The organism is Massilia sp. BSC265, assembly GCF_000740675.1.
Classification (GTDB): domain Bacteria; phylum Pseudomonadota; class Gammaproteobacteria; order Burkholderiales; family Burkholderiaceae_D; genus Telluria.
The window spans coordinates 1-13,118 of sequence record NZ_JPXI01000037.1; the positions used below are offsets into that span (position 1 = coordinate 1).

General features: G+C 65.3%; 9 protein-coding genes and 1 pseudogene. 1 reads left to right on the forward strand and 9 read right to left on the reverse strand.

All coding sequences use genetic code 11. The annotated features are described in order from the left end of the window. Positions 1 to 248: 248 nt before the first annotated feature. From MA09_RS16865 to MA09_RS16905, 9 genes and pseudogenes are all read right to left on the reverse strand, one after another. Entirely contained in the window at positions 249 to 1,274 is a 1,026-nt protein-coding gene (locus tag MA09_RS16865) for an IS110-like element ISMass1 family transposase (protein WP_036251053.1), read from the reverse strand. Positions 1,275 to 1,400: 126 nt separating this feature from the next. Continuing rightward, the gene (locus MA09_RS16870; protein WP_036251056.1) at positions 1,401 to 2,504 is read right to left on the reverse strand and encodes a ribonucleotide-diphosphate reductase subunit beta; all 1,104 of its coding nucleotides are present in this window, start codon (positions 2,502 to 2,504) and stop codon (positions 1,401 to 1,403) included. Between the two features lie 115 nt (positions 2,505 to 2,619). Further along, entirely contained in the window at positions 2,620 to 5,544 is a 2,925-nt protein-coding gene (locus tag MA09_RS16875; RefSeq protein WP_036251059.1) for a ribonucleoside-diphosphate reductase subunit alpha, read from the reverse strand. A gap of 504 nt (positions 5,545 to 6,048) precedes the next feature. Further along, positions 6,049 to 7,503, reverse strand: a complete 1,455-nt coding sequence (locus tag MA09_RS16880) for a sigma-54 dependent transcriptional regulator (RefSeq protein WP_036251060.1) — start codon at positions 7,501 to 7,503, stop codon at positions 6,049 to 6,051. 35 nt (positions 7,504 to 7,538) lie between these two features. Continuing rightward, on the reverse strand, positions 7,539 to 9,191 hold the full coding sequence (locus MA09_RS16885; protein WP_036251065.1) for a nitrogen regulation protein NR(II): 1,653 nt from the start codon (positions 9,189 to 9,191) through the stop codon (positions 7,539 to 7,541). A gap of 8 nt (positions 9,192 to 9,199) precedes the next feature. Next, positions 9,200 to 9,451: a PP0621 family protein gene (locus tag MA09_RS16890; protein ID WP_036251068.1), complete on the reverse strand. Its 252-nt coding sequence runs from the start codon at positions 9,449 to 9,451 to the stop codon at positions 9,200 to 9,202. Next, positions 9,448 to 10,251 (reverse strand): inner membrane protein YpjD, encoded by an 804-nt coding sequence (locus MA09_RS16895; RefSeq protein WP_036251070.1) that lies wholly within the window; start codon positions 10,249 to 10,251, stop codon positions 9,448 to 9,450. The genes MA09_RS16890 and MA09_RS16895 overlap by 4 nt, the downstream gene beginning before the upstream one ends. 70 nt (positions 10,252 to 10,321) lie before the next feature. After that, positions 10,322 to 10,552: pseudogene (locus MA09_RS16900) on the reverse strand (ABC transporter ATP-binding protein); the annotation flags it as partial. 90 nt (positions 10,553 to 10,642) lie between these two features. After that, on the reverse strand, positions 10,643 to 11,608 hold the full coding sequence (locus MA09_RS16905) for an ABC transporter substrate-binding protein (protein ID WP_036251075.1): 966 nt from the start codon (positions 11,606 to 11,608) through the stop codon (positions 10,643 to 10,645). Between the two features lie 221 nt (positions 11,609 to 11,829). On the opposite strand from MA09_RS16905, the gene MA09_RS16910 reads away from it, so the two are divergent. After that, positions 11,830 to 13,065 carry a hypothetical protein gene (locus MA09_RS16910; RefSeq protein WP_036251078.1) on the forward strand — a complete coding sequence of 412 codons (1,236 nt, stop codon included), beginning with the start codon at positions 11,830 to 11,832 and terminating at the stop codon, positions 13,063 to 13,065. Positions 13,066 to 13,118 lie beyond the last annotated feature (53 nt).

Genomic DNA, 13,118 nt, shown 5'->3' on the forward strand with positions numbered 1-13,118 from the left:
GGTCACCCTCCTTTTTGCAAGCTGATTTGTATGATGTAGTTGGCTTGCTCAAATCTATCCGGCGTCATGCTGGAGACTTGCTCCGCGCCACGATGAGAGTTCGCGCCTGATGGTCCTAAAAAAACCCGCGGCTTGATGAGCCGATTTTTTTGCCAGGTTATCCATCAGGCCGGTGTGCCGTTCACGTCATCCAGTATCAGCGTCGCAAAACCAAGTAGGTGGTTAGGTACAGCAAGCTCGGGAGGCCGTCACAGCGATGTGACGGCCTCTTGCATTTTGTATTCGGTATGGTGTGCGGCCATGGCCCAGGCCGTGCGGGCCAGCTTGTACGCCAGTGCGCACGCCACGACGTTGGAGTGTCGTCGCTCCAGCATGGAGCGGGCCCACTGCGCCAGGCGGTCGGTATGCCGGTCCAAACCGCGCATGTAGGATCGCGCGCATTGCACCAGCAGGCGTCGGATATTCTTGTCGCCACGTTTGCTAATGCCCAGCAGATTCGCTCTCCCACCAGTACTGTGCTGCTGGGGCACCAGGCCAAGCGAGGCGGCGAAATCGCGTCCGCAGCCATATTGCTTGCCGTCGCCCATCTCGGCCGACAAGGCGCTCGCAGTAATCGGTCCGACGCCAGGAATCGCCATCAGGCGCTGTCCAAGGTCGTCTTCCTGCAGTTGCCTGCCCAGCTCCTTTTCGAGCTCGTCGAGCTGCTCGTCGAGATACTTGATGTGGGCACGCAGTCTCTCGATCAGGCTGACCAGCCGTACTGGCAGAGCGTGCTCTGCCAGTACGGAAGGCAGGCGCCGTATGATTGCCGGGCCTTTGGGCAGGCCGATTCCAAACTCGAGCAGAAAGGCGTGGATCTGGTTGATTGCCTTGACCCGGTCGCGCATCAGCGACTCGCGCGTTCGGTGCAGGGCCGACAGGCATTGCTGGGCTTCAGTCTTGGGCGTGACAAAACGCATTGATGGCCGGCTGGCCGCTTCGCAGATCGCTTCTGCATCGATGAAGTCGTTCTTGTTGCCCTTGACGAAGGGCCGGACAAACTGAGGGGAAATGAGTTTGGCCTCGTGGCCAAGTGCCGACAGCTGCCGCGCCATCCAGTGGGCGCTGGCACAGGCTTCCATCACGATCGTGCAAGGCTGGAAGTTGGCGAGAAACGTGATCAGGTGCTTGCGGTCGAACTTCCTGCGCAACACCGCCTTGCCGTGCCGATCCTGTCCGTGCACGTGAAAGCCGTGCTTGCCGAGATCGATGCCGATGAGAGCGACGTCTTGCATGATGGCCTCCGTCCAAAAATGAAAACACCCTACAAGCTTAGTAACTTGTAGGGTGGAGGGTGACCATCTCATTAAACCCGGCTGCCATTGCGAGCAGCCGGGTTTCATGAAGCGGATACGGGAGAATCAGTCCCAGCTCAGCGCACCGCCAGTCTGGTACTCGGTCACACGGGTCTCGAAGAAGTTACGCTCCTTCTTCAGGTCGATCATCTCACTCATCCACGGGAACGGGTTCTCTTCGTTCGGGAACAGCGGATCCAGGCCGATCTGCACGGCGCGGCGGTTGGCGATGAAGCGCAGGTAGCCCTTGAACATCGGGGCGTTCAGGCCCAGCACGCCGCGCGGCATGGTGTCTTCGGCGTAGCGGTATTCGAGGTCGACGGCCTGCAGGAACAGCGCCTTCAGCTCTTCGCGGAAGGCCGGGGTCCACAGCTGCGGGTTTTCCATCTTGATCGTGTTGATCAGGTCGATGCCGAAGTTCACGTGCATCGACTCGTCGCGCAGGATGTACTGGTACTGTTCGGCGGCGCCGGTCATCTTGTTTTGACGACCGAGCGCCAGGATCTGGGTGAAGCCGACGTAGAAGAACAGGCCTTCCATCAGGCAGGCGAAGACGATGATCGACTTCAGCAACTTCTGGTCGTTTTCCAGGGTGCCGGTCTTGAACTCAGGATCGGTCAGGACGTTGATGAACGGGATCAGGAACTGGTCCTTGTCGTGGATCGACTCGATCTCGTTGTAGGCGTTGAAGATTTCGCGCTCGTCCAGGCCCAGCGACTCGACGATGTACTGGTAGGCGTGGGTGTGGATCGCTTCCTCGAAGGCCTGGCGCAGCAGGTACTGGCGGCATTCCGGCGCGGTGATGTGGCGGTAGGTGCCCAGCACGATGTTGTTGGCGGCCAGCGAGTCGGCGGTCACGAAGAAGCCGAGGTTGCGCTTGACGATGCGGCGCTCGTCCTCGGTCAGGCCGTTCGGGTTCTTCCACAGCTCGATGTCGCGCTGCATGTTGACTTCCTGCGGCATCCAGTGGTTGGCGCAGCCGGCCAGGTACTTGTCCCATGCCCACTTGTACTTGAACGGCACCAGCTGGTTCACGTCGGTCTGGCCGTTGATGATGCGCTTGTCGTCGGCGTTGACGCGCTTGGCGACTTCGGCGGCCGGCGCTGCGGCGTCAAGAGGGGTTTGCGGAGCGCGCGGGGCGGTGCTTGGTTCGTCGTCCCAGGAGAGCATGGTGATTTCCTTCTTTCGTGGCAGCGTCCGCGCGAGGCGGACGGTCAATCTTGTTGATTCGGTAGAGTTAACGGTGGGAGCCCGCCATCCGGCCGGCTCCACCTTCATTCTTCGCTTATTGGCAGGCTTCGCATTCGTCGAAGCCGGCGTCGCCCGGACGCAGGTAGCAGGCGGCGCCTTCCACCACTTCCGGTGCTGCTGCAGGAACCGACGCCGCCGGACCATTCGCTGCCGGAGCCGCATGGCCGGCCGCCAGGCCGCCCGAGACCGGCACAGCGTTCAGGGCGCCGGTACGGGTGGTCGACTTCTCCATGTGCGTCGCCGCGATGGTGCGCAGGTAGTAGGTGGTCTTCAGGCCGCGCAGCCACGCGAGCTTGTACGTTTCATCCAGCTTCTTGCCCGAGGCGCCGGCCATGTAGATGTTCAGCGACTGGGCCTGGTCGATCCACTTCTGGCGGCGCGAGGCGGCTTCCACCAGCCACTTCGGCTCGACTTCGAACGCGGTGGCGTAGATGTCGCGCAGGTCCTGCGGCACGCGGTCGATCTTGGAGAGCGAACCGTCGAAGTACTTCAGGTCGGCGATCATCACTTCGTCCCACAGGTCGCGCGCCTTCAGGTCGCGCACCAGGTACGAATTGATCTCGGTGAATTCGCCCGACAGGTTCGACTTCACGTACAGGTTCTGGAAGGTCGGCTCGATGCAGGCCGACACACCGATGATGTTCGAGATCGTCGCGGTCGGGGCGATCGCCACGCAGTTCGAGTTACGCATGCCGAACTGCTTGATGCGCTCGCGCACCACGGTCCAGTCCATCGATTCGCTGGTGTCCTGCTCCAGGTAGCCGCCGCGCTCTTCCGCCAGCAGCTTGATCGAGTCCTGCGGGAGGATGCCGCGGTCCCACAGCGAACCTTCGTAGGTCTCGTAGCGGCCGCGCTCTTCGGCCAGTTCGGTCGAGGCCAGGTAGGCGTAGTAGCAGACGGCTTCCATCGACTTGTCGGCGAATTCCACGGCCTTCTCGGACGCGAACGGCACGCGCATCATGTGCAGGCAGTCCTGGTGGCCCATGATGCCCATGCCCACCGGGCGGTGGCGCAGGTTCGAATTGCGCGCCTTGTCCACGGCGTAGTAGTTGATGTCGATGACGTTGTCCAGCATGCGCATCGCGGTGCGGATGGTCTTCTGCAGCTTGGCGTGATCCAGGCCCTCACCCTTCATGTGCTGCGGCAGGTTCACCGAGCCCAGGTTGCAGACGGCGATCTCGTCGGCGCTGGTGTTCAGCGTGATCTCGGTGCACAGGTTCGACGAGTGCACCACGCCGACGTGCTGCTGCGGCGAACGGATGTTGCAAGGATCCTTGAAGGTGATCCACGGGTGGCCGGTCTCGAACAGCATCGACAGCATCTTGCGCCACAGGTCGAGCGCTTCGACCTTCTTGTACACGGTCATTTCGCCGCGTGCGGCCTTGGCTTCGTAGGCGACGTACGCCTCTTCGAAGGCCTTGCCGACCTTGTCGTGCAGGTCCGGGGTTTCGCTCGGCGAGAACAGGCTCCAGTGGCCCTTCTCCATCACGCGCTTCATGAACAGGTCCGGAATCCAGTTCGCGGTGTTCATGTCGTGGGTGCGGCGGCGGTCGTCGCCGGTGTTCTTGCGCAGGTCGAGGAATTCCTCGATGTCCATGTGCCAGGTTTCCAGGTAGGCGCAGACCGCGCCCTTGCGCTTGCCGCCCTGGTTCACCGCCACGGCGGTGTCGTTGACCACTTTCAGGAACGGCACCACGCCCTGCGACTTGCCGTTGGTGCCCTTGATGCGCGAGCCCAGTGCACGGACCGGGGTCCAGTCGTTGCCCAGGCCGCCGGCGAACTTCGACAGCAACGCGTTTTCCTTGATGGCGTCGTAGATGCCTTCCAGGTCGTCGCCGACGGTGGTCAGGTAGCACGAGGACAGCTGCGAGCGGCGGGTGCCCGAGTTGAACAGGGTCGGGGTCGAGCTCATGAAGTCGAACGACGACAGCAGGTTGTAGAACTCGATGGCGCGCGCTTCGCGGTCGGCTTCGCGCAGGGCCAGGCCCATCGCGACGCGCATGTAGAAGGCCTGCGGCATCTCGATGCGGGTTTCGCGCACGTGCAGGAAGTAGCGGTCGTACAGGGTCTGCAGGCCGATGTAGCCGAACTGCAGGTCGCGGTCGGCGACGATGGCCTTCGCCAGGCGCTCGAGATCGAACTTGCCCAGCTCTTCGTCCAGCAGCTCGTTCTGGATGCCCTTGGCGATATATTTCGGGAAGTAGGTGATGTATTCGGCGGCGGCGCCGGCTTGCGGCACTTCGCGGCCGAAGACTTCCTTGCGGATGGTATGCAGCAGGATGCGTGCGGTGACCTGGCTGTAGGCCGGGTCTTTTTCCATCAGGGCGCGGGCGGCCAGGATGGCCGACTTGTGCAGCTCTTCGACCGGCACGCCGTCGTACAGGTTCTTCAGGGTCTCGGCGACGATGGCGTCGGCATCGACGTGCTTTTCCAGGCCCGAGCAGGCGGCGTTCACGAGGGCGTGGACGTCGTTGATGTCCAGCGGACGGCGCTCGCCGCCGTCGACCACGTGGATCTGCGGCGCGGCGACCGGGGTACCGCCAGCGGCTTCCTTGGCGGCGCGGCGCTCTTCCATGCGCTTGGCGCGGTACAGCACGTATTCGCGCGCGACGTCATGCTCGCCCGAGCGCATCAGCGACAGCTCGACCTGGTCCTGCACGTCTTCGATGTGGAAAGTGCCGCCGTTCGGCTGGCGGCGCACGAGGGCGGCCACCACGTTGTTGGTCAGCTGCTCCACCAGTTCGCGGATACGGGCCGATGCGGCGCCCTGCCCGCCGGCGACGGCGAGGAAGGCCTTGGTCATCGCGACCGAGATCTTGTGCGGCTCGAACGCGACCACGGCGCCGTTACGGCGAATAACCCGGTAGTCACCACGCGCGACGATCTCTGCGGGCGTGGCGTTGGCCGACGCGCCTGGGGTGACGTGCGGATTGATCGAAATGTCTTGTGCTGTTTGCATTGAGCCTCCAGTGAGCAGCGGGTACCTGCCGTCGTTTGTCTTGAGCCGGACTTGTCAACCCGACAAAATTTTAAGCAAAGCGATGCCCCGCCAGCTGGACGTTCTTACTGGCAACCAAGCAAGAGATCAATGCGGCAGGGCGGAAATCGCTGTTGAATCAGTGGCTTGCAGAGCAAGCTTCAAGTCGAACGTGAATCTAGTTGCTTTTGGGTCACTACCACTACATCTAGTGTTCGAACTTGATATGAGACTAATTGTAGTGCCTGACCTAGGTCACGGCAAGTGACGCGGCGGGTAATTTTTTGCGTTTTTTTTGGTGCGCAGGCTTGACAAGCCCATATGGCCAGAACGACGGGCGGTATGCGGTGAGTGGACACTAACCTTGTTCCAGAACGCTGCACAAGGCTTCATCAGCCACATGCGCGACGCATCAGGCTTGTACATTTTGCACTGGCGAAAAGACAACAGGATGACATGCCGTCTACCACTTTGGCAGGTAGCCGATCACGTGTGGTCGTCCGGCGCGCAGATCTCCAGTTTCTGCATCTGGTAGCGCAGCTGGCGCACGCTGATGCCGAGCAGGCTGGCTGCCTGGGTGCGGTTGAACTGGGTCTGCTGCAGGGCCCGCCCGATGATGTCACGCTCCACCTGGCTCAGGTATTCGGGCAGGTTGCTGGGCAGGCCGTTCGGGCCGAGCATGGCGGGTGCGGGCGCCGTCCCTGCCGGAAGGGGCGCCGGCGCCGGCACCGGTTCCGGCATGGGTGCCGGCGCCGGCGCGCTCACGGCCGGTTTGTGTACGGCCGCATCACCGGGCCGCGCCGCCTTGAGCGACAGGTCGGCCACTTCGATCACGCCGTCGTTGGCAAAGGCAAGCGCCCGCTCCAGCACGTTCTCCAGTTCGCGGATATTCCCCGGAAAGGAATAGGCCCGCAACGCGTCCAGCACGCCGGGCCCGAGCGAGGCCTGGCCGGGGCCGGCCAGGCGCGCCAGGATCGCGTCGGTCAGGGGCGCCAGGTCGTTAATGCGCTCGCGCAGCGGCGGCAGCGACAGTTCGATCACGTTCAGGCGGTAGAACAGGTCCTGCCTGAACCTGCCCTGCTCCACGCACTTGGCCAGGTCCTGGTGGGTGGCGCTGATGATGCGCACGTCCACCGGCTCCTCCGTGGTGGCGCCGATCTTGCGCACGCGCCGCTCCTGGATGGCGCGCAGCAGCTTGACCTGCATCGGCAGCGGCAGGTCGGCCACTTCGTCCAGCATCAGGGTGCCGCCGTTGGCGGCCTGAAAGAAGCCGTCGCGCTCCTCGGCCGCGCCGGTAAAGGCGCCCTTGCGGTAGCCGAAGAACTCGGCTTCCATCAGGGTCTCGGGAATCGCCCCGCAGTTCACCGCCACAAAGGGTTTGTTTGCCCGCGAACTCTGGGCGTGGATCTCGCGCGCGGCCAGTTCCTTGCCACTGCCGGATTCGCCGGTGATCGAGATCGGCGCGTTCGAGCGCGCCAGCCGCGCGATCTGGGCGCGCAGCGCCCCCATCGCGGCCGACGTACCGATCATGCGCGATCCGGGCGCGGCGCCGCCGGGCTGCGCCGCCGGAGCATCAAGCAATTTCAGGGCCGAGCGCACCATCACGCGCAACGCGTCCAGGGCCACCGGCTTCGAGATGTAATCGAAGGCGCCGGCCTTGAGCGCCACCACCGCGTTCTCGGCGCTGCCGTAGGCCGTGATGACGGCGATCGGCGTGCCCTTGTGCGATGCCGTCACCTCGCGCACCAGTTCCAGCCCGAGGCCGTCCGGCAGGCGCATGTCGGTCAGGATCAACGCGTAGTCGTGTTCCTCGACCAGGGCGCGCGCCTGGCGCAGCGTGGCGGCGCTGTCGACATCCAGCCCCATCTTGAGCAGGGTGATCTCGAGCAGTTCGCGCAGGTCGGCTTCGTCGTCGACCACGAGGATGCGGGGTGCGGTCATGGTTTTCTCTAACTATATATATATACGGCTGAATCTCAGGCCGGCTGCGAGAAGCTGATCACGAAACGCCCGCTCGCCCGGCGCGGCCCCGCGGCGGTGGGGTCGAAGCGGTATTCGTAGTCGAGCTTCGCGTCGTTGTTCAGGCACAGCTCGCGCGCCAGGTACAGGCCCAGGCCCGTGCCCTTGCTCGAGGTGGTGTAGAAGGGCTCGAACAAGTGAGCGCGCACTTCCGGCGTGATGCCGGGGCCGTCGTCCTGCACGTGCAGCTCGATGCGGCCGGCGGCGTCCAGGGCCGGGAAGATGCGGATGCTGCCCGGCTCGCGGCTGGCGTAACGGATCGCGTTGCCCAGCAGGTTGAGCAGCACTTCGTGCAGGTGCAGCGGATCGAAGCGCACCGCGCTCGTCCCGGCGTCCCCTACATGGACTATATCATCCGCCAGCCCATGGGTTTCGCAGAATTCGGCCTTCAGCTCGGAGAGAAAGGCTGCCAGCTGCACCGGCTCGCCGTTCGGCTGCACCTTGCGCGACAGCTGCAGGATGTCCTCGACCATGCGGTTCACGCGCGCCACGTTGTCGCCCATGATCTTCAGCAGGCGCACCTCGGCCGGGCCGTGCAGGTCTTCGGCCAGCAGCGCGGTGGCGTGGCCGATCGCCGACAGCGGGTTGCGGACTTCGTGCGCGATGCTGGCGGTGAGGCGCCCCATCGAGGCCAGCTTGAGCTGCTGCGCCTGGTTCTCGATGGCGCTGACGTCCTGCATGAACACCACGCTGCGTCCCGGCGCGACACCCAGGGTATCCACCCGCGCGAAGCGCAGCTTCAGGTGCACCGGCTGGTCGCGCCGGCCGCGCAGCGGGCCGGCATCTTCCTGGTAGGGCTTGACCGTGACGAAGGACGCGCCTTCGCCAGGGGTGCGCAGCCAGGCACTGAAGGCCTGGTCGAGTGGCTCCAGTCCCGGCGCCTCGCCGAGCCGGAACGCCGCCGCCTCCCCTTCCAGGCCGAGCATGCGGCGCGCCGCCGGGTTCCCGGTGAAGACGGTGCTGTCGTCGCCCACCACCAGGATGCCGTCGCCGACGTCGGCGATGACGATCGCGTTGATCGCCTGCTGGATGCGCAGGTCGATGCCGCGCTGCGCGGCCAGTTCTTCCTGCTTGATCAGGCGCGCCGCCAGGCGGTTCACCACGAGCACGCCGGCGAAGAAGGCCGCGCCGTACAGGCCGGCCTGCATGAGCGAGGGCTGCCGGTCCTGCATGAAGACCTGCCAGCTGGTCTCGGCCAGCAGGAACAGGGTGGCGATCGAAGCCGAGAACAAGGCCAGCGTCAACGGCGCCAGGATGGCGGCGCCGGCCAGCGGGAACAGGTACAGGATCGCGAGGCCGCTGCGCATGCCGCCCGCTTCCAGGTACAGCAGCGAGATCACGGCCAGGTCGACCGCGATCTGGCAGCCCAGCTGCAACGCGAAGCGGTGCCGCCACCAAGCGCCGAGCGCGCCGAAGAGGAGCGCCGCCGCCAGGTAGAACAGGCAGGTTGCGGCATTGGCAGTATCCAGGCGCACGCCCGCGTCGGTGATGCGCACGCCCAGGTAGAGCAGCAGCACCAGCGCGATGACGATGCGGGTGACGGTAAAGGTCTGGAGCGAGCGCCACAGGGTCGAGCGCGCTTCGGGGGACAGCACCGCTGCTGGCGACATCGGCCGGCTTACCGCGGCGGCAGGCGCACGTGGCCCGGCGAGCAGTAGTCGTGGCCGTCGGCGTGGACCGCCTCGGAGGCCGGGAAGTGGATGCCGCAGTGCGCGCACTGGGTCATGGTTTCGATTTCGGCCGGCGGCGGCTGGCGGCGCGGCTGTGCATCCAGCGGCGGCTGCTGGCGCGCGGACAGGCCCTTGAGCTTGGCGCGGATCGCGAACACGACCAGCCCGATCAGGAGGATCCAGAACACGATGCGGCTCATGCTCCCCCCCGGTGCAGGACGACTTCGAGCACGAAGCGGCTGCCGACGTAGGCCAGCGCCAGGGTGGCGAAGCCCGCCAGCGTGAAGCGCAGCGCGGTCTTGCCGCGCCAGCCCTGCCAGCGGCGGCCTGCCAGCAGCGCGGCGAACAGCAGCCAGGACAGCAGCGCGAACACGCTTTTATGGTCGAGGCGCAGGGCCCGGCCGAACAGCTGTTCGGAGAACACCACGCCCGACAGCACGGTAAGGCTGAGCAGGATAAAGCCGATCCAGATCACGCGGAACAGCAGCTTTTCCATGGTCAGCAGCGCCGGCAGCTGGTCCAGTGCGTTGCCGAGCCAGCCGCCGCTGGCGGTGCGCGTGTGCAGCCGCGCCTCCTGCAGGGCCATCAGCACGGCGTGGAAGGCGGCGATGGTGAGCGTGCTGTAGGCCAGCACCGCGACCACGACGTGCCAGCCAAAGGCGGGCGACTGGCCGCTCAGGGGCAGCAGGCTGCCGGGGAAGATCACCGGCAAGGCTGCCGCCACGACGGCGAAGGGCATGACGAGGCGGCGCATGCCGTCGAGGGCGAAATTGCGGTTCTCGAGCCAGTAGGCGGCCACCGACACCCACAGGGCGCTCGACAGCATGATGGCGAAACCGACGCGCAGCTGGCCGGGCTCGGCCACGTCGAGCCCGAGCGCGGCGCCGTGCACCGCCCAGGCCACGGCGGTGACGCTTGAGATGACGGCGCCCCGGCGCGACGGCAGCAGGGCGCACACCGCGTACAGCAGGGTCGCGGCGAGGAAGAGGGAATTCTGCATAATAGGAGTCTACACCATCGGGAAACGCCGGTGGCAGGCCCTTCCCCGCCGCTGAGACATAATGAAGCGCCTAGTCCACCGCCGCCATCCTCAACTCCTCCGTATGATGCCGCTGCTGCTCTTCCATCACCATCACTCCCAGCTCCCGCTTGAGCGCATTGAACTCCGGCGCCGCCGGGTCGCGCATGCGCGGGATATCGACCAGCAGGTCGCGCTTGACCGTGCCCGGCCGGTAGGTCATGACGACGATCCGGTCCGCCAGGTAGACCGCCTCCTCGATGCTGTGGGTGACGAACAGGATAGCCGCCACCGGCACCACCGCGCCGACCGCCATCTCCTTCCAACGTTCACGGGAATGCTTACGCCTGTTCCGAGTGTCCATGTTCGCTCCTCACTTCACGTCCAGGCTTTTCTTGGCGGCCGCCAGCAGGTCGGTGCGCACCCAGTCCTGGGCCACCGGCGGTTTCGCCATGCGCCCTACCCCGGTCCGGGCCATGATGTCGGTGGTGACCTGGATGTGCTCGGGCGTGATGTCGAAGGAATACGGCGAGTTGCGAATCGCATCCTGGAAGTCGTCGCTGGTGATCTGGTTCTTGAAGATCGCCTCGCGCACGTATTTCTCGGCCACGGCCGGCTTGTCGATGAAGGTGCGGGTAGCCTCGACGAAGCAGCGCATGAACTTCTCGGCCAGCGGACGCCGTTCGCGGTAAAACTGCTCGGTCATGACCATGGTGCGCACCGGTTCGCCGATCGGCGTGTCGTAGGGCTTCAGGACTTCGACGCCGAGGCCCTTGTTGATGGCCTGCGAGGACTGCGGCTCGGACTGCATCATGGCGTCGATCTGCTTGCCGAGCAGGGCCTGGTTCAGGTCGGCGTAGGCCAGGTACACCAGTTGCACGTCCTTGCCGGGCGTGGCGTCGGCCTTGAGGCCGTGCTTGGCCAGTTGCGCCATCAGGAGCACTTCCTGGATCGCGCCGCGGGTCACGCCGACCTTGCGCCCCTTGAGCTGGGCCACGCTGCGGATGTTCAGCTCGGGACGCGCCACCAGCCGCGCACCGCCCCTGGCGAATCCCGCCACCACGACGATCGGCGCACCGCTGGCGCGGCCCGAGATGGCCGCCTCGGAGGCGGTGGCGCCCACGTCCAGCTCGCCCGCGATAATGGCCTGCATCACGTCGAGCCCCTTGGCGAACACGCGCTCCTCGACCTTGATGCCGCATGCCGGTGCCATCTCCTTGATATAGGAAACCGCGCCAAAATGCGCCAGCTTCAAGTTGCCCAGCCTGACCACGTCCCGGGCCTGCGCCACGCCGCACAGCGCCAGCCAGGACACCATGATGATTCCAATCAGCTTCATTCCTCTCTCCTCGTTGTGAAGGAACGCGGCGGCAAGTGCCTGCGAACCAACAGGCACGATGCATTCCTAGAGGAAATTTGTCTCTGAGAAATAGCAAACGGAACGTTACAAGCTGTATATGAATGTGTCCTTCAGCAGCGCCGCCGTGACATTTGAAGATATTTGGACGCCTGACGGCTGGGATAATGTGCGTTGCCAACCCATCCATGATTCCGAATTCCATGAAGACCCTGTCTGCCCTGGCTTTGTGCGCTTTCCTGACTGCCTGCGGCGGCAGCAGCGGTGGCGGCGATGCCGCCACCGCACCGCCGATCGGCCCGATGCCGCCCGCGCCCCCGGTCCAGCCGCCACCGGTCCCGACCGCCACCCTGAACCTGTCCAGCCCGACGTTCCGCACCCTGGCGGGCGGCAGCGCCATTCCGATCACCGCCGCGCTCTCCAGCGGCGGCACCGTGCGCTGGCAGCTAGCGCCCGGCGCGCCCGGCTCGCTCAGTGCGGACAGCGGCAACGCCGTCAGCTACCGGCCGCCGGCCGACCTTGCGGCGCACACGACTGTCACCGTGACGGCCAGCGGCGACGGCGCCAGCGCGGCAATGACGCTGGCCGTGGCGCCGGATCCGGGCCTGGCCGGCTTGACCAGGATCGCGTGGCGTCCGCCTGCGGAAGAAAACGAACCGACGATGCTCCGTCCACGCGTTGTACGGGCCGACCATGCCGGCAATGTGTACATCTTGCTGCTGATCGATGCCGCGCCGCTCAGGAGAGGGCCGCCGGAGCTGGTCAAGGTCGCGCCGGACGGGACCATCACCAAGCTCATCGGTCGTATCAATAACGAGCGCATGTGGTTTGGCCAAGCGGATACGGCAAATAACGCCCAGCGGCTGTACTTCAGCGCGGGTTACGGCCTGGATCGCGCGGGCAACCTGTACTTTGCCGTCGTGCCGGGCGCTAGCATCGTCCTGCCTGGCGTGCAAACATCGTCCGGTCCGGCGATCCTGAAGATCACCCCGGCCGGCGTGATCTCCGTGCTGGCCGGCACCGAAGGCGAACAGATCGGCGCCATGCTCGATGGCACCGGCAGTGCCGCACGCTTCCTGGAGCCTAGCATCGTCGGTGTCGACCCCGACGGCAATGTGTACGTCAGCGACCGGGGCACGCCGCGCAAGGTGACGCCCGCCGGCGTCGTGACCACGCTGAGCGCCCTGCCCGCCAGCCTGAATGCGGACATGAATGGCAATACCTACCGCTGGGACGAGGCGAGCCGCAAGCTGATGCGCGTCGCGCCCGACGGGACCGCGAGCGTGGAGACGAGCGCGCCCTACTGCTCCAGTTTCGTGCCGGCGCCGCCGTTCACCTGTCTGGACGAGCGCGCGTACTACGGTGGCGCCCCGATCGACGGCGCTTCCTATGCCTTGATCAGTGATGCCGGCGTGCACCGCCTGGTGCTGCGGCGCTGAGGCTGCAACAGTGCGGCGGCCGCGGCGGTTCAGCGCGGCCGCACTGAGGTAAA